Origin of the sequence: Janthinobacterium sp. 67 (assembly GCF_002797895.1) — a bacterium.
Classification (GTDB): domain Bacteria; phylum Pseudomonadota; class Gammaproteobacteria; order Burkholderiales; family Burkholderiaceae_D; genus Janthinobacterium.
This window is the reverse complement of sequence record NZ_PGES01000001.1, coordinates 2582473-2599321: the sequence shown is the minus strand read 5'-3', so window position 1 is coordinate 2599321 and position 16849 is coordinate 2582473. Positions and strand designations below refer to the sequence as shown.

At 64.7% G+C, this 16849-nt stretch carries 13 protein-coding genes; 8 read left to right on the top strand and 5 right to left on the bottom strand.

What is annotated here, in order from left to right:
* Positions 1–36: 36 nt before the first annotated feature.
* On the bottom strand, positions 37–2607 hold the full coding sequence (gene cphA / locus CLU90_RS11650; protein ID WP_100427987.1) for a cyanophycin synthetase: 2571 nt from the start codon (positions 2605–2607) through the stop codon (positions 37–39).
* A 70-nt stretch (positions 2608–2677) separates the two neighbouring features.
* The gene (locus CLU90_RS11645) at positions 2678–4855 is read right to left on the bottom strand and encodes a cyanophycin synthetase (RefSeq protein ID WP_100427986.1); all 2178 of its coding nucleotides are present in this window, start codon (positions 4853–4855) and stop codon (positions 2678–2680) included.
* 467 nt (positions 4856–5322) lie between these two features.
* On the opposite strand from CLU90_RS11645, the gene CLU90_RS11640 reads away from it, so the two are divergent.
* From CLU90_RS11640 to CLU90_RS11625, 4 genes are all read left to right on the top strand, one after another.
* Complete coding sequence (locus CLU90_RS11640; RefSeq protein ID WP_100427985.1) at positions 5323–7593, top strand: cyanophycin metabolism-associated ABC transporter; 2271 nt, start codon at positions 5323–5325, stop codon at positions 7591–7593.
* Between the two features lie 2 nt (positions 7594–7595).
* Complete coding sequence (locus tag CLU90_RS11635; RefSeq protein WP_100427984.1) at positions 7596–8066, top strand: cyanophycin metabolism-associated DUF1854 family protein; 471 nt, start codon at positions 7596–7598, stop codon at positions 8064–8066.
* Positions 8067–8199: 133 nt separating this feature from the next.
* The gene (locus CLU90_RS11630) at positions 8200–8676 is read left to right on the top strand and encodes an antitoxin Xre-like helix-turn-helix domain-containing protein (RefSeq protein ID WP_232731170.1); all 477 of its coding nucleotides are present in this window, start codon (positions 8200–8202) and stop codon (positions 8674–8676) included.
* Positions 8673–9143, top strand: coding sequence for an RES family NAD+ phosphorylase (locus CLU90_RS11625; protein WP_092710710.1), 471 nt, complete (start codon positions 8673–8675; stop codon positions 9141–9143). The genes CLU90_RS11630 and CLU90_RS11625 overlap by 4 nt, the downstream gene beginning before the upstream one ends.
* Before the next feature lie 7 nt (positions 9144–9150).
* Here CLU90_RS11625 and CLU90_RS11620 read toward each other — a convergent pair whose 3' ends face one another.
* On the bottom strand, positions 9151–10665 hold the full coding sequence (locus CLU90_RS11620; protein ID WP_100427983.1) for an AMP nucleosidase: 1515 nt from the start codon (positions 10663–10665) through the stop codon (positions 9151–9153).
* A gap of 112 nt (positions 10666–10777) precedes the next feature.
* Between CLU90_RS11620 and CLU90_RS11615 the strand changes: the two genes are divergently transcribed.
* From CLU90_RS11615 to CLU90_RS11600, 4 genes are read left to right on the top strand one after another with little or no spacing between them, the layout of a single operon-like run.
* Positions 10778–11377 (top strand): TetR/AcrR family transcriptional regulator, encoded by a 600-nt coding sequence (locus CLU90_RS11615; protein WP_100427982.1) that lies wholly within the window; start codon positions 10778–10780, stop codon positions 11375–11377.
* A 17-nt stretch (positions 11378–11394) separates the two neighbouring features.
* Entirely contained in the window at positions 11395–12198 is an 804-nt protein-coding gene (gene map / locus CLU90_RS11610) for a type I methionyl aminopeptidase (RefSeq protein ID WP_092710701.1), read from the top strand.
* A gap of 2 nt (positions 12199–12200) precedes the next feature.
* Positions 12201–12725 (top strand): hypothetical protein, encoded by a 525-nt coding sequence (locus CLU90_RS11605; RefSeq protein WP_100427981.1) that lies wholly within the window; start codon positions 12201–12203, stop codon positions 12723–12725.
* Positions 12726–12784: 59 nt separating this feature from the next.
* Positions 12785–13432 (top strand): FABP family protein, encoded by a 648-nt coding sequence (locus CLU90_RS11600; RefSeq protein WP_034750633.1) that lies wholly within the window; start codon positions 12785–12787, stop codon positions 13430–13432.
* On the opposite strand, the gene CLU90_RS11595 is transcribed toward CLU90_RS11600, so the two are convergent.
* A complete protein-coding gene (locus CLU90_RS11595) occupies positions 13429–15891 on the bottom strand; it encodes a tetratricopeptide repeat protein (protein ID WP_100427980.1) in 2463 nt (820 codons plus the stop codon). The two genes, CLU90_RS11600 and CLU90_RS11595, sit on opposite strands and share 4 nt — an antisense overlap.
* 81 nt (positions 15892–15972) lie before the next feature.
* The gene (locus CLU90_RS11590; protein ID WP_100427979.1) at positions 15973–16752 is read right to left on the bottom strand and encodes an AraC family transcriptional regulator; all 780 of its coding nucleotides are present in this window, start codon (positions 16750–16752) and stop codon (positions 15973–15975) included.
* Between the last annotated feature and the right edge of the window lie 97 nt (positions 16753–16849).

Genomic DNA, 16849 nt, shown 5'->3' with positions numbered 1-16849 from the left:
GCCCGCAGGCCGCCCTCGTGCGCAGCGATGCTGTGCTTAGGCTTCGGCGACGCGCTTGGCGATGTGCGCCAGCGCTTCTTCCACCTGGTCGATCAGGATCAGGCACAGGTCGCCTTCGCCGAGGCGTGCCAGGGCCTTGTCGATGGCGACGAATTCGCCGTTGATTTCATCGATATGGCTGGTGCGCTTGGCGCCGTTCAAACCCTGGCGCAGCAATGCCACGACTTCGCCGTCGGCGCGGCCGCGCTGGCACTGGTCCTGGTACAGGAGCACGTCGTCGAAGGCGGCGCCAAGGATTTCCGTCTGCTGGCGGATGTCTTCGTCGCGGCGGTCGCCGGCGCCGCTGATGACGACCGAGCGGCGCTTGGCCGGCATGCTTTCCACCGCCTGCACCAGTGCCAGGATGGCGTCCGGATTGTGGCCGTAGTCGGCGATCAGGGTGGCGCCCTTGTAATCGAACACGTTGAAGCGGCCCGGCGCATTGTCGGCTTCATTGGCAAAGGTTTTCAAGCCCAGCGCGATGGTTTTCCAGTCCAGGCCCACGGCCCAGGCGGCGGCCAGGGAGGCCATGACGTTGTCGACCTGGAAGCCGATGGCGCCGTTGCGCGTGATCGGCACCTGCGACAGGGCGATTTCGTGGCGTTCCTTGCCTTGCGCCGCGACCAGCTTGCCGTCTTCCACGTACACGACGCGGTTGCCTTGCGCGCGATGCGTGGCCATTACGGGATGCGTCTTGTCGGCGGCGAAGAAGGTCACCGTGCCGCTGCAATTCTTGGCCATGCGGGCCACGGCCGGGTCGGTGGCGTTCAACACGGCCACGCCGCTGTCAGCCACGTTCTGCACGATCACGCGCTTCAGGACCGCGAGGTCTTCCACGGTAGTGATGTAGTTCAGGCCCAGGTGGTCGCCCGCGCCGATGTTCGTCACCACGGCGACCTGGCAGCGGTCGAAAGCCAGGCCTTCGCGCAGCATGCCGCCACGTGCCGTCTCGAACACGGCCGCGTCCACGTCCGGGTGCAGCAGCACGTTGCGCGCGCTGCGCGGGCCGCTGCAGTCGCCGCTGTCGATCTGGCGTCCTTCGATGTACACGCCATCCGTGTTGGTCATGCCCGTGCGCAGGCCCGACGTGGTGAGCAGGTGGGCGATCAGGCGCACGGTGGTGGTCTTGCCGTTGGTGCCGGTGACGGCAACGACGGGAATGCGGCCATCGTCGCCTTCGGCGAACATGGCGGCGATGATGGCTTCGCCCACAGGGCGCGGCTTGCCGAACGACGGCGCCAGGTGCATGCGCAGGCCCGGTGCGGCGTTCACTTCCACGATGCCGGCGTTCTGCTCTTCCAGCGGTTTCAGGATGCTGTCGGAGACCACGTCCACGCCGCAGATGTCCAGGCCCACCATGTGTGCGGCCGCGACGGCGCGCGCCGCCACTTCCGGGTGCACGTCGACGGTGACGTCGGTGGCCGAGCCGCCCGTCGACAGGTTGGCGTTATTGCGCAGGATGACGCGCTGGCCGACCGGCGGCACGGAGTCGGCCACGTAGCCCTGCTTGGCCAGGCTGGCCAGGGCGATGTCGTCGAAGCGGATTTTCGTCAGCGATGTGGCGTGGCCGCTGCCGCGGCGCGGATCCAGGTTGACCTGGTCGACCAGTTCGCGCACCGTATGCTGGCCGTCGCCCACCACTTGCGGCGGGTCGCGGCGAGCCGCCGCCACCATCTTGTTGCCGATGACGAGCAAGCGGAAATCGTGGCCCGGCAGATAGCGTTCGACGAGGATATCGTCGCGGAATTCCTGCGCCGCGAGAAAGCCGGCCGTCAGCTGTTCGCGCGTGGTGACGTTGACGGTGACGCCCTTGCCCTGGTTGCCATCTTTTGGCTTCACGACGACGGGCAGGCCGATCTCGCAGGCGGCGGCCCAGGCATCGTCCGCATCGATGGCGACGCGGCCTTGCGGTACGGGCACGCCGGCCGAGTCCAGCAGCTTCTTGGTCAGTTCCTTGTCTTGCGCGATGGCTTCGGCGATCGCGCTGGTGCCGTCCATTTCGGCGGCCTGGATCTTGCGCTGCTTGCTGCCCCAGCCGAACGTCACCAGGCTGCCTTCGGTCAGGCGGCGGAACGGGATGTTGCGCGCCACGGCGGCGTTGACGATGGCGCCCGTCGATGGACCGAGGCGCACGTCTTCATCGAGTTCCTGCAACTGCTGCAGGGCGCCGGCCAGGTCGAACGGCGCATCGTCGAGCGCGGCGCGGCACAGCTGCTGCGCCAGGGCCAAAGCCAGGCGGCCGACGGCTTCTTCCGAGTATTCGACGACGACCTGGAAGATGCCCGTTTCCAGGGTCGGCGTGGTGCGGCTGAAGGTGACGGGGCAGCCGGCTTGCGCCTGCAGGCCCAGCGCCGCCAGTTCCAGCACCTGCGCCATCGGCGCGGCGTTGTAGTTGCCCAGCGGTTGCAGCGGGCTCAGTTGCGGAAAGAGTGCGCGCAGGCGGGCTTCGAAGCCGGGCAGCTGGGCGATGTCGAGTTCCTGCGTGGTGCAGGAAACAATGGCTTCCACGGCGGTGTCGTGGCTCCAGAGGTTAGGGCCACGCAAGGCCCGTACGCGAGATACTTCCATAATTAAACCGTAATCCTGTTGTGTTCTTGTGGGCCCGGCCGTCCTGGCCGGGCTTGAGTGCTGCTTTGCCTCAGTTGCCGATGCAGCCGGGAGCCGCGTCGAAGGTACGTAAACCGGCGCAGATCAGATCGACGGGCAGATTCATGGCCCAGGCGGCGGCCGCGACGGCCAGCACGCTGTCGACATTGCCGGCCGTGGCCGGTTTCAGCAGGTCCAGGCACAGCAACACCGTTTCGATGCCGCCTTCGGCCAGCACGATGTGGTTGCCGCGCACGAAGACGGCGCGCTGGCCGGCGGCCAGTTGCGCCGCGATGGCTGGCAAGCCGCCATCCTGCGCATACAGGGTCACGGTGCCGTCGCACAGTTCGGCCAGTTCCAGCACGTGCGCGTTGGCGGCGTTGAGCACGGCCACGCCCGTCAGCACCACCACGTCGACCTGGCTGCGCACGGCCTTGTACAGGCCCGCTTCATCCAGCACGTCGAAATCCTTGACGCTATCGAGGCTGCCCATGTCCGTGACGATGCCGACCTGGCATTTGTCGTAGGCCAGGCCTTCGGCCAGGATCATGCGCGGATTGCTCTCGAACAGGGCCGTCTGCACGGTGCGGTTGAGCAGCAAACGCTGGCCCGCGTCCCAGTTCACGCAATCGCTGCTGACGACTCTGCGCTGGTCCAGATACATGCCTTCGCTGCAGACGGCGCCCGTGTGCAGGCCCGACAGGTTGAGCAGCTTGCACAGCATGCGCACGATCAGGCTGGCGCCGCGCGTGCCCGTCACGCCGATCAGCGGAATGCGGCCCGTTTCCTCGGGCGCGAACAGGTGGTCGACGATGGCCGCGCCGACAGGGCGGGGCTGGCCCACGCCCGGCTTGATGTGCGCCAGCAGGCCAGGGCTGGCATTGACTTCGATGATGGCGCCGCGCTGCTCTTCCAGCGGACGCGTGATGTCGGTGGTGACCAGGTCGATGCCGGCGATGTCCAGGCCGACCACGCGCGCGGCCAGCAGGGCCGCATGCACGACGGACGGATGCACGTCGTCCGTGACGTCGATGGCCACGTTGCCGTTCGGCTGGATCAGCACTTTCTGGCCCGCCTGCGGCACGGACAGGGCGGTCATGCCCTGGCGCTGCAGTTCCAGCACGATTTCACCCGATTCGTGCGGCTTGACGGTACCCAATGGGAAGTCTTCGCCTTCGCCGCGGCGCGGGTCGATATTGATCTGCGCGTTCACCAGTTCCAGCACGCTGGAGGTGCCGTCGCCATCGACCCACAGCGACTCGCCCTTGGCGGCCGCGATCAGCTTGTTGCCGACGACGAGCAGACGGTGTTCGTCGCCCGTGATGAAGCTTTCCACCAGCACGGCCGAGCTGTCGCCCTTGCGCGCGGCCAGCGCGTAGGCGGCCTTCACGTCCGCTTCCGTCATCAGGTTCAGCGAGACGCCGCGGCCATGGTTGCCGTCATAGGGCTTGACGACGACGGGCACGCCGATGTCCTGCGCTTCTTCCCAGGCCGCTTCGGCGCTGCGCACCAGGCTGCCTTCAGGGACGCGCACGCCGCACGATTTGAGCAGGAATTTGGTGAGATCCTTGTCGCTGGCGATGCCTTCGGCAATCGCGCTGGTGCGGTCCGTTTCGGCCGTCCAGATGCGGCGCTGCGCGGCGCCGTGGCCCAGTTGCACCAGGTTGCCGTCGTTCAGGCGCAGGGAAGGAATGCGGCGCTCGGTGGCCGCATCGACGATGCTGGCCGTGCTCGGGCCCAGGCAGCGCGAATCGACCATGTCGCGCAGCGGCGCCAGGGCCGCTTCCAGGTCGTAGGCTTCATCGTTGATGGCGGCCATCAGCAGTGTGCGCGCGGCGGCCAGGGCGGCGCGGCCCACGTGCTCTTCGCGCGTGCGGAAGGCCATCTTGTAGACGCCGCGCTGGCTGGTCGAACGCGTCTGGCCGAAGCCCGTGCGCATGCCTGCCAGGTTTTGCAGCTCCAGCACCACGTGCTCGAGGATGTGGGCCGACCACGTGCCTTCGCGCAGGCGCTCGAAAAAGCCGCCCCGTTCGCCCACGCCGCAGCGGTGCTCGATCATGCCGGGCAGCCACGCCACCAGGCGCTCGTACAGGCCGGGCAGGGTATTGGATGGATAGTCTTCCAGTTCGCCGATGTCGACCCAGGCTTCAATCACCGGGCGGTAAGTCCAGATGTTGGGGCCGCGCAAGTGGGTGACGCGGACGAATTCGATGTTCTTCTTCTTGATCATGTAAGTGGTTTCTTGATAACAAGCCAGGCGTCTGGGCGCCAGATACTTTATGTTGGCTCTACAGAGTCTTTTCAGGCTCTTGCTTGGTTCTTTATCCCGGGTATGCGCAGTGTGCCACTTTTAGTGGTCTCTTGTCGCGTTTGCTTCTCGTATTCTGCTGGTGTTGCCATTCTAATTGTTACTAATTGTTGCCATACTTGTTATAAAGATACCGACTCCGGGCCAAGCTGGAGCATTTGCGCAACAGCGGGCTGTTGTATACTTGCTCCTGTACGTTGGCCGCTGATTTTTTTGCTTCGTTTTGCCATCATTCCTTACCGGCAGGCATCCATTCGATACAATACAGGAAATTGCCACTGGTGCATCCACCTCGCCATCGCGCAGTACACAAACATTGATCGGGCGACTGCCCCATCCCCCAAATCCCGCCCTGAAGGGCTTGGCCTCGAGCCGGAGTATGCTTTACGATGACAACTGAACTGAGTGTTCCTGCAACAACTATTCCCCTCACTTCGCTGCCGGAACACTGGCTGGCGGAAGTGGAAAGCAACCTTTCTCCAGGGGAGAACGTTTTAAGTAGCGTTGAGGTTGACCTCGATGCGCGATTACGTTTCACAAAAGGCATAATAGTTGTCACCGAGAAGCGGTTGCTGGCCCGTTCGCCGGGCGATACCGTCTGGAAAAGTTGGTCTTTCCGCCACGGATTGCGCCTGACGCACCACGACCACGCCGGCGTCGGCCACCTGGAACTGTTCGACGACCACGGCCGCCTGGCGTCGTGGCGCTTCACCCTGGGCCAGAACCTGCATGCGATCCGCGTGCTGGAACAGTTCGTCGAGCGCCTCGACAGCCACCTGACGGGCCAGCCCGTGCTGGAAGCGGAACAGGAAGTGTGCCCCAGCTGCAAGGCGCCGCTGGAGCCGGAGCAGGAAGAATGCCCGATCTGCGCCAAGGTGCTGCACACGCCGCCATCGACCTGGACCCTGTTCCGCCTGTGGCGCTTCGCCCATCCCTACCGCGGCCAGCTGGCCCTGGGCTTCATACTGATGCTGCTGAGTACGGCCGCGCACATGATTCCACCGTACCTGACGGCGCCGCTGATGGACAATGTGCTGATTCCGTATCAAAACGGCAAGCACATCGACCCGTGGCTGGTGGTGTACTACATGAGCGGCTTGCTCGGTTCGGCCCTGCTGGCCTGGCTGCTGGGCTGGGGCAAGACCTATGTGCTGGCCCTGGTGTCCGAACGCATGGGCGCCGACTTGCGCTCGGCCACGTATGAACACCTGATGAAACTGTCGCTGGAATTTTTCGGCGGCAAGCGCACGGGCGACCTGATGGCGCGCATCGGCAGCGGCAGTGACCGCATCTGCGTCTTCCTCTCGCTGCATCTGCTCGATTTTGCTTCCGACGTGCTGATGATCATCATGACGGGCGTGATCCTGTGGTCGATGAATCCGTGGCTGGCCATCATGACCCTGGCGCCATTGCCCTTCATCGCCTGGATGATCCACCTGGTGCGCGACCGCCTGCGCACGGGCTTTGAAAAGATCGACCGCGTGTGGAGCGAAGTGACCAACGTGCTGGCCGATACGATTCCCGGCATCCGCGTGGTGAAGGCGTTTGCGCAGGAAAAACGCGAAGCGGCCCGCTTCCGCGACGCCAACGCGCACAACCTGGCCGTCAACGACAAATTGAACAAGGTCTGGTCGCTGTTCTCGCCGACCGTCTCGTTCCTGACGGAGATGGGTTTGCTGGTCATCTGGTGCTTTGGCATCTGGCAGCTGTCGCGCGGCGAAATCACCGTCGGCGTGCTGACCGCCTTCATCGCCTACAGCACGCGTTTCTATGGCCGTCTCGACTCGATGAGCCGCATCGTCTCCGTGACGCAGAAATCGGCGTCGGCCGCCAAGCGCATCTTCGACATCCTCGACCATGTGTCGAGCGTGCCGGAACCGGCGCAACCGGTGAAACTGGACAAGATCGAAGGTCGCATCGACCTGCGCGAAGTCGGTTTCCGCTATGGCAACCGCGCCGTCAACCGCGGCATCACCCTGAACATCAAGGCCGGCGAGATGATCGGCCTGGTAGGCCACAGCGGTTCGGGCAAGAGCACCCTGGTCAACCTGATCTGCCGTTTCTACGACGTGTCGGAAGGGGCGATTCTGCTCGACGGCGTGGACATCCGCTCGTTCGCCGTCTCCGATTACCGCCGCAACATCGGCCTGGTGCTGCAGGAGCCGTTCCTGTTCTTCGGCACCATCGCGGAGAATATCGCCTACGGCAAGCCGCACGCGACGCGCCAGGAAATTATCGCCGCCGCGCGCGCCGCGCATGCGCACGAATTCATCCTGCGCCTGCCGCAAGGCTACGATTCGATGGTGGGCGAGCGTGGCCAGGGCTTGTCCGGCGGCGAACGCCAGCGCATCTCGATCGCCCGCGCGCTGCTGATCGATCCGCGCATCCTGATCATGGATGAAGCGACATCGTCGGTCGACTCGGAAACGGAAAAGGAAATCCAGAAGGCACTGGACAACCTGGTACAGGGCCGCACGACGATCGCCATCGCGCACAGGCTGTCGACCCTGCACCGCGCCGACCGCCTGGTGGTGCTGGACCGCGGTCAGGTCGTTGAAGTGGGCAGCCATGATGAACTGATGGCGAAAGAGGGCGCCTATTTCCGCCTCTACGAAGCACAGGCGCGCAACAACGAACTCGCGCTCGACGACAAGGAATAAGCATGGCCAGCACAACTTTTACATTACACCGCGACACCTTCGGCAAGCTGGTGATGACGGACGCGGACGGCCAGGTTTTTGAGGGCGTGGCGCCCGTGCGCGCCTTCCCCATCCAGTCGCCGTCGGAAGGCATTTCGCTGGTGCTGGGCGATGGCAAGGAAGTGGCGTGGATCGACCGCCTCGACGCCTTGCCGGAACCGGCGCGCAGCCTGCTGCAGGAAGAACTGGAAGGGCGCGAATTCATGCCCGAGATCGCGCGCGTGAAAAGCGTTTCCAGCTTCGCCACGCCGTGCACCTGGCATGTCGACACGGACCGGGGCGAGACGCAGTTCGTGCTGAAAGGCGAGGAAGACATCCGCCGCATCGGCGCCACCTCGCTCTTGATCGCCGATAACCACGGCATCCACTTTTTGATACGCGACATGTTCAATATCGACAAGACGACGCGCAAGATACTGGACCGCTTCCTGTAAGAAACCTCCTGGAATACGGTGCGGCGCCGCCGCTCATGCCGTTCAGCTTGCGCTGAGCGGCATTTTTTTGACCTTGTGCTTTCCTTGTGGCTTGCCTCATTTGAGCTATACTAACGTCTTAAAGGAGGTGACTATGGAACGACACATTGATGCTCCCGTCCCGGCTCAGCAATCGAGGACGCTGTACGAAGGCATGGCGCTGTACGGTTTTGATACTGATGCGCGCATTGCGCTGATACGGCGGGGTATTCCAGCCTCGACGATCAGCCGGCTGTCCGCGCGCATGGGCATGAGCAAGGAATTCCTGTTGTCCAGCCTGGGACTGTCGCGCGCCACCATCAGCCGCAAGGAAAAAGACGCCAGCTTGCTGTCGAAGGATGAATCGGAGCGCGTGCTGGGGATTGAAACCCTGATTGGCATGGTGCAGGCGATGGTCGAACAATCGGGCGATCCCGCCGGTTTTGACGCGGCGCGCTGGGTCTCCGATTGGCTGAGCAAACCGCTGCCTGCGCTGGCGGGTGCCACGCCGGCCAGCTACATGGACACCTTCGAGGGGCAAAAACTGGTGGCGGAATTGCTGTCCATGACGCAGAGCGGGGCCTATGCATGAACGTGCTCTGGCGTATTGCCGTCGAGACGCCAGCTTATGCCGCCAGTGACCTGAGCGGCACCGGCGCCAGGATCACGGGTGGCCGCTGGAACAGCAAGGGCGCGCCCGTCGTGTATTGCTCGACGAGTATCGCCCTGGCCACCCTGGAAACCGTGCATTACCTGCGGGGCGGCGGCCTGCCATTCAACCGTTACCTGGTGCGTATCGCCATTCCCGATGGCGTGTGGAGTGCGCGTCAGGTACTCGATCCATTTCCTGGCGGCTGGGACGCCATACCGGCCGGCTTGTCGGGCAAGCGGGCTGGCGATGGCTGGATTGCAGCGGGAAAATCCGCCTTGTTGCTGGTGCCTTCCGTGATCGTGCCCGACGAATACAATGTCTTGCTCAACCCCCGCCATGCCGATGCCGCGGCGGTCACCGCCAGCACCGTCAGGCGATGGAGCTACGATCCCCGGTTTTTCCCCTGACGCACGCTTACTGAAACGCCACTTCCGCAAAGCTGCGTAATTTCCGGCTGTGCAGGCGATCCACGCCCTGGCGGCGCAGCAGTTCCACGGCGCGGATGCCGATGCGCAGATGCTGGTCGACCCGTTCGCGGTAGAAGTGGTTGGCCATGCCGGGCAGCTTGATTTCGCCGTGCAGCGGCTTGTCGCTCACGCACAGCAGGGTGCCGTAGGGGACGCGGAAACGGAAGCCGTTGGCGGCGATCGTCGCGCTTTCCATGTCCAGCGCGATGGCGCGGCTCTGGCTGAAACGGCGCTCCGGCGTGCGCTGCGGCAGCAGTTCCCAGTTGCGGTTGTCCGTGCTGGCCACCGTCCCTGTGCGCATGATGTGTTTCAAGTCATGCCCCGTCAGCTGGGTGATTTCCGCCACGGCCGTTTGCAGCGCCTGCTGGATTTCCGCCAGCGGCGGGATCGGCACCCACAGCGGCAAGTCTTCGTCGAGCACGTGGTCTTCGCGCACGTACGCATGCGCCAGCACGTAGTCGCCCAGGCTTTGCGTGGTGCGCAAGCCGGCGCAATGACCCAGCATCAGCCAGGCGTGCGGGCGCAGCACGGCGATATGGTCGGTGATGGTCTTCGCATTGGCCGGTCCCACGCCGATATTGACCATGGTGATGCCGCTGCCGTCCGCGCGCAGCAAATGGTAGGCGGGCATCTGCGGCAGGCGCGGCGGCGCGGCGCCCAGCGCATCCTCGCTTGCTACCGTCTGGCCGACCCTGCGCGTGACCACGTTGCCCGGTTCGACAAAGGCGATGTAGCCATCGTCGTCCGAGGGCGCGGCCGCATCGGGCGCGCGCTCCATCATGGCGTGGCCCAGGCGGATGAATTCGTCGATGTAGAACTGGTAATTGGTAAACAGGACGAAGTTCTGGAAGTGCTGTGGCGAGGTGCCGCTGTAGTGGCGCAGGCGCTGCAGCGAGTAGTCGACGCGCGGTCCCGTGAACAGCGACAGCGGCTGCGCTTCGCCGTGCGCCGGTTCGTGCGTGCCGTTGGCGATGCCGTCGTCCATGGCCGACAGGTCGGGCAGGTCGAACAGGTCGCGCATGGCCATGCGGCGTCCCGCATCCATATTGCCCTCGATATGGTCATGCTCGGCGAACGAGAAATGCACGGGGATGGGCTGGGCGCTGACGCCCACTTCCAGGTACACCGTCTGGCCGCCGTTATGGTTTTTCAGCAGCAGGGTGAACTGGTCGAGGTAGTAATCGCCAAACAGGTCGGGGCGCGTCAGGGTGGTTTCAAACACGCCCGGGCCGGCGACAAAGCCGTAAGCCAGTGGCGAGTCGGCGCGCGCCACGGTATCGGTCTGGATGCGCACGAAGGGGTAGCAGGCGCGCACTCTTTCGTGCATGTCTTCGCCGGCGACAAAGCGCTGCAGTGCATCGCGCAAATGTTCGATGCTGCTGCGGTAAATGGCTTGCACTTGTTCCAACGCCAGGCGTGGATCGTCGAAGCGGGAGGAGGCGATGAAGGGGGGCGTAAGCAAGCGGATTCTCCTTGTAGCGGTTCGTGCATACCATTGTAAGGCAGCGGGGCAACTCTTGTCGGCGCATCTGGGGCCGCTTGACGGATTCAAATAGAATCTGTATTCTATTTGAATGGTCAGACTAGCCAAATTCAACGAAAACAACTTCATCGACAGCGCGATCGCCGTCGCCGCCCAGTGCGGCGTGGGCGCCGTCTCGATGGCCGCCATCGCCGTCAAGGCCGGCGCGCCCATCGGCTCCGTGTATCACCGCTTCGATTCGCGCAACGCCATCCTGGCGCGCGCCTGGCTGCGCGTGAAAAGCGACTTCCGTGAGGAAGTGGCCAGCCGCTGGCTCGGCGGCGACACCTGGGCCGGCGTGCACGGCTTGCTGGACTGGTGCCGGCGCAAGCCCGTGTATGCGCGCTTCCTGCTGCAATGCGCGGACAGCCCCGATTTCAGCAACGGCCTCAGCGAGGAATTGCTGGCCGCCGTGGAAGAAGAGCAGGCCGCGCTCGACGCCTGCTTTGCCCGCTGCGCCGAGTCCATGCCCGCCACGACGGAGCTGGACCTCGATCACATGCTGCTCAAATTCGTGCTGATCGACGCGCCCGTGGCCGTCGTCAAGCCTTACCTGACCCAGGAGCGACCGATACCGGCCAGCGTCGACGCCATGCTGCGCGCCTCGCACGACGCCGTGCGCGGCTGGGCCGCCCACCCCACCTCACACTAACAAAGAAAAGAATCCCCATGCGCTATTCCACCCAGCTTGAACACGGCAAGAAAATCCCCCTGCACGATGAAGAAGGTTTCATCGGCATGCGCGCGGCCGGCCGCATCGCCGCCGACACGCTCGACTACATCGCGCCTTTCGTGAAACCGGGCGTATCGACGGCCAAGCTCGACGCCCTGTGCGAAGAGTTCATGCGCGCTGCCGGCGCCATCCCGGGTACCATCGACTACCACGGCTACAAGCACGCCAGCTGCATCTCCGTCAATCACGTGGTCACGCACGGCATCCCGTCGGACACCAAGATCCTCAAAGTGGGCGACATCCTCAACATCGACGTGACGCCGAAGTTCAACGGCTGGTTCGGCGACACGAGCCGCACCTTCAAGGTGGGCGCCGTCTCCATCCTGGCAAACCGCCTCGTCAACACGGCATATGAAGCCATGATGGCCGGCATCCACACCGTGCGTCCGGGCGCGACCCTGGGCGACGTGGGCGCCGCCATCGAAGCGGTGGCCAAGGCGCAGGGCTTTTCCTCCGTGCGCGACTTCTGCGGCCATGGCGTGGGCCAGGTCTTCCACGACACGCCGCAGGTGCTGCACTATGGCCGCGCCGGCACGGGCATCGTGCTGGAGCCGGGCATGATTTTTACCATCGAACCGATGCTCAACGTGGGCAGCTACCAGGTCAAGGTCTTGCCGGACAAATGGACGACGGTGACGAAGGACCGCTCGCTGTCGGCGCAGTTCGAGCACTCGCTGGCCGTCACGGACACGGGCTTTGAAATCTTTACCCTGACCGGTTCGACCGAGCCGCTGGTGTAAGCATGGATGACGCGCGCCGGCAGCAGCTCACCGATATCGTCGCCGCGAAAGCCGGCGTGGATGTCGCTTGCGCGGCGCGCCACCTGGCGCTGCATGACGGCGACGTGGCGGCCGCCCTGCGCGGCATCGACGCCGAACGTTATACGCTGACGCAGCGCCTGCTGAACAAATACCGGCGCGATCCGGAAGACGCGCTGCAGCACGTGGCGCTGGCCGTGCTGCAGCAGGAAGGCATCGGCAGCGACAGCGTGCTGCGCGCGGAGCGCATCGCGGCCCTGGCACCGCCCGTCGCTGGCATGGTGATGCTGGCCGAGTGGCTGGCCTATGTGGATTGGGAAGGTTTTGACAGCGCCCTGTACGCCAATATCGACGCGGTGGCGGTGTTCATCGGGGGGGCATTGGACCTGCCCGAGGTGGCCGCCAATCTGCTGCAGGCGCGCGACGAAACGGTGTTCGAAGCGCAGCGCTCCGCGCTGGCTGCCGCCGCCCTGCTGTTCATCGAACGCCACATCGCGCTCTTTCCCTGAGAGTGCCCTGCGTCTTACAATGGCGGCAAGCACTGTTGCCCCATTTTGAAGACTTCCGCATGAGCGATTTTCCCGAAGATATCTACACCGAGCCGTCCGCCGACGTGCACACCCTGAACAACCTGGGCCCCTTGACGGGCATGGCCGGCATCTGGACGGGCACGCGCGGCCTGGACGTCAAGCCGAAAGCGGACGGCCCGCGCAAGCAGGCCTTCGTCGAGCGCATCGAACTGCAGCCGATCGACCCCGTCACCAACGGCCCGCAACTGTTCTACGGCTTGCGCTACTACATCCACATCACCAAGCCGGATCAAGTCAAGACGTATCATGAGCAGGTCGGCTACTGGCTGTGGGAACCGGCCACGGGCGCCGTGATCCAGACCCTGGCCATCCCGCGCGGCCAGATCGCCATGGCGTCCGGCACGACGACGGCCGACGCCACCAGTTTCGAACTGGTGGCCAAGCGCGATTCGACGGCGTACGGCATCTGCTCGAATCCCTTCCTCGAACACGCGTTCACCACCGTCGAATACCGGATCAAGGTCGATATCCACGCCGATGGCACGTGGGGCTACGACGAGGACACGGTCATGCTCATTCGCGGCAAGGACGAACCGTTCCACCACACTGACCGCAACCTGCTGACGAAAATCGCCGAGCCGACGCCGAACCCGATGGCCTTGCAGGCACTGGCGGCGGCAGCTTAAGGTTTGCCTTGCGCCACCGCCTTGATGGCCCGTTCTTCTCCCATGGCGGCGGCGATCTTCCAGCGCTGCATGGCGCTGGCGCGGTCGGGGCGCGCCAGGCCCGCGCCTTCCCAGTCCATCAGTCCCAGGTTGTAGATGTCGCCCGCGCTGCCCTTGTCGGCGGCGAGGGTGAACCATTTGCGCGCTTCCTTGTGGTTGACGGGAATCTGGTAGCCGCGCACGTGGTACAGGCCCAATAAGTGCATGGCTTGCGCATTGCCCTTGTTCGCGGCCTGTTTCAGCAAATCGAGGCCGCGCGCCATGTTGCGCGGTTCCTGCCAGCCTTCGGCCAGCATCACGCCTTTCGCCGTCAGCGCATAGCTGTCGTTCTTCACGAGACCCTTGCCGATCAGGGGCTTGGCGGCCACCTGGCGCGCTTGCCGCTGCTGCGCCGTTGGCGCGGTGACGGGGCCGGGCTTGCCTTCGCCCATCAGCAGCATCCAGCCATACAGGCCATACGCACCGGCGTCGCCCTTGCCGACCAGGCTTTCCAGCATGGCCAGCGCCTGCGCCTTGTCGCCATTTTCGTACAGCTTGACGGCCTTGGCGCTGCTTGCATCCTGCTGCACGATGGCTGGCGCATGGGGCGCAACGGGCGCCGAGGTCATGGCCGTTTGCGGCGGTGGAGCAGCCGGGCGCACGCGCACGGGCAAGCCATAGCTGGCGGCCAGCACGGCCAGGCTGGCGGGCGCGAGGATCAGCACCTGCGCCAGCTGGTTGCGGCGTCCCTTGCCGGCGATGCCCATGGCCCGTTCGGCTTGCCGCTCGCCGCCCAGCGCTTCGCTCAGCACAGCCTTGACCTTGCGGTTGAACAGCCAGTAGCCGGCGCCCGTGACGAGCAAGCCGGCGACGGCGGCCGCACCGCGCCCGGCGAAGAACCAGGTGGCGATGGCGGCGGCCAGCGCGGCCAGCGCGCTTTTCCACCAGAATTGCTTGGCCAGCCGCGTGTAGACCTGGCGCAAGGCGCCGAGCACGCAGGTGCGCACATTGTTGGCATAGTCGGCGGAGACGACATCGACGTGCGCGTGGTCCGCGTCGCCGCTGAGCACCGATTCGATCACGTCCGCATTCAGTTCCGAGGCGGCCACGTCGCGCAGCGGCGTGAGTAAGCCCTGTACATGGGCCGAGAACAGGCCGTCGTCGGCGCTGCCGGCCAGCGCGTCGCTGAGCGCCTTGAGGTCGCCGCGCAGCAGCTTTTCCACAATGTCGTCCAGGGTCAGCCAGCGCAAGTCCGTGCCGTACGCCACCAGATGGTGCTTTTCCGCGTTGCACGCGGCGTCGAGGCGCACGATGCGCAGCTTGGCCGCATACAGGGCGTCGACTTCCTGCGGCTGGTCTTCATTGTAAATGCTCACTTTCGCCAGGGCGAGGCTGCTGGCAATGGCCGCCAGTGAGTGCACGCTCTCCTTGTCGCGGATGCGGCGCGCGTCGTCGGGCGCCTGCTTGGGCAGGCTGACGCTGTAGCTAGGCGCCACGTGCACATCGACCCATGCCGCCTTGCCCACCTTGCCGGAACCGTCGCACGGGTTGCAGCGCAAGTCGCCCACGCCGCTGCAGGTGCGGCAAGTGACACTGCCGCTGGCGCGGCAGGTGCCGCAATTGATGTTGCCGGAACCGTGGCAAGTGTTGCAGCTGACCTTGCCGTAGCTGCAATGGTAGCAAGAGCGATATTCGGTGCGGTACTGGGGCCGCGTTTCGCTGTGATAGCTGGTGTGCGAGCTGCCGTTGCTGTAGGTGGTAGTGGGTACTTGCACCGTGATGTAATCGGTGACTTGCTCTGACACGGTGCCGCTGCCGCTGCAATACGAGCACGACACCTTGCCGCTGCCGTAGCAGCCATAGCCGTCGCAGCTGACGGTACGCCCGCCGTGGCAGTTCCAGCATGTTTCCGTCGTCGCGCCGTAGCAGGTGTGGCAGCTGATGCGGCCGCTGCCGGTGCAGTTGCTGCAGGTATCGAGGTGCCAGTACTTGACGGCGTGCGGCAGGTAGACGCCCGCCTCGACGCCGTTGTAGGCCTGGCCTGGCTGGCGCAAGACATTGTCGAGCTTGCCCGCCGCGCGGCGCAGCCTTTCCTTCTCCTGCGCGTGAGCGAGCGCTCCCACCTCGTGCGAGCCACAGCGGCAGTCATTGCCCGCTGGCGTGAAATAGCCATTGATAACACGCTGCTCGAAGCGCGCCTCGAGCGCGTAGTTCGCTTGCAGCGAAAACTCCTGCAGCACGTCTTCCTCGTCCAGCGGCGTGATGTCGTGCGGTTCGAAACGCGTCTTGTCCTGCACCAAGGTGCGCAGCTTGCCCAGCACCGTCGGTATCTCTTCCTTGTCGAGCTTGATGGGCGCTGGCGCCGTCACGGCCATTGCGGATGCCTGGGGCATGTCCTCGCTGCCCTGGATATCGGTGGCCGTCTCGGTGCTGGGGTTCATGCGCGTCCTTTTGCTCTCTGGAAAGATGTTTGAATTTTAGCATCCCCATATGACAAACCATGACAAAGCCGATCCGCTTTTTCAGCGCAAGCCGCGGCGGAACTGGTCGGGCGTGCCGCCGCCCTGGCGGCGAAACATGGCGATGAAGGCGGAAGCCGTGCTGTAGCCCAGTTCCAGCGCGATCGCCTGCACGGTGTCGCCTTTTTCCAGCAGGGGCAGGGCGGCCAGGAAGCGCTGGCGCTGGCGCCATTCGCCGAACGGCATGCCCAGTTCGCGCTGGCAGCGGCGCGCCAGGGTGCGCTCGGTCACGTGCAGTTGCGCGGCCCACTCGGCCAGTGAGCGGTTACTGCCCGGCTCCGCCTGCAGGGCCGTCAGCAGCGCCGCGATGACGGGCTCGTCGCTGCCTGGCAGGTAGTTGCGGCTGCACGGCGCCAGCCGCAGCTGGTCGACCAGCACCTGCGCCAGGCGCTGGTCGGCTTCGGTGGCGGGCGTGGTGACGTTGCGCGCGGCGAAGTCGCCGAGTATGGCCTTGAGCAGGGGACTCAATACCAGCGCGCACGGCTGGGCCGGCAGCTGCGCGCACAGGCTGGCGTCGATGTAGGCGGAGTGAAATACGACATCCTGGCGGATATAGCCGTCGTGCAAGGTCTCGGGCGGTATCCATACGGCGTACTGGGGCGGCGACAGGTAGCGCTGGCCCGCCACCATGATTTCCATCACGCCTGTGGAGCAATACGTGAGCTGTCCCCACGGATGGCTCTGGTAATCGAATTGCTGGTGCGCGTGGTAATCGTCGAGGCGGAAATACACGGGATAGGGCAGGACGTCGGAAACGGCGGGGAAATGCTGGTTGCTGGCCATGGTGTCTTTGTCCTGTTCTTCGCATCGTTTGTCCGATTTTCATTATATCCATGGAATCAGACCATGCGAAAATGGCGGTCTTGAATACTGGAGTACG

Coding starts and splice junctions, on each gene's coding strand:
- map (WP_092710701.1), top strand. CDS start 11,395: ATGCGCTATTCCACCCAGCTTGAACACGGCAAGAAAATCCCCCTGCAC.
- CLU90_RS11600 (WP_034750633.1), top strand. CDS start 12,785: ATGAGCGATTTTCCCGAAGATATCTACACCGAGCCGTCCGCCGACGTG.
- cphA (WP_100427987.1), bottom strand. CDS start 2,607: ATGGAAGTATCTCGCGTACGGGCCTTGCGTGGCCCTAACCTCTGGAGC.
- CLU90_RS11625 (WP_092710710.1), top strand. CDS start 8,673: ATGAACGTGCTCTGGCGTATTGCCGTCGAGACGCCAGCTTATGCCGCC.
- CLU90_RS11640 (WP_100427985.1), top strand. CDS start 5,323: ATGACAACTGAACTGAGTGTTCCTGCAACAACTATTCCCCTCACTTCG.
- CLU90_RS11630 (WP_232731170.1), top strand. CDS start 8,200: ATGGAACGACACATTGATGCTCCCGTCCCGGCTCAGCAATCGAGGACG.
- CLU90_RS11595 (WP_100427980.1), bottom strand. CDS start 15,891: ATGAACCCCAGCACCGAGACGGCCACCGATATCCAGGGCAGCGAGGAC.
- CLU90_RS11590 (WP_100427979.1), bottom strand. CDS start 16,752: ATGGCCAGCAACCAGCATTTCCCCGCCGTTTCCGACGTCCTGCCCTAT.
- CLU90_RS11615 (WP_100427982.1), top strand. CDS start 10,778: ATGGTCAGACTAGCCAAATTCAACGAAAACAACTTCATCGACAGCGCG.
- CLU90_RS11605 (WP_100427981.1), top strand. CDS start 12,201: ATGGATGACGCGCGCCGGCAGCAGCTCACCGATATCGTCGCCGCGAAA.
- CLU90_RS11635 (WP_100427984.1), top strand. CDS start 7,596: ATGGCCAGCACAACTTTTACATTACACCGCGACACCTTCGGCAAGCTG.
- CLU90_RS11645 (WP_100427986.1), bottom strand. CDS start 4,855: ATGATCAAGAAGAAGAACATCGAATTCGTCCGCGTCACCCACTTGCGC.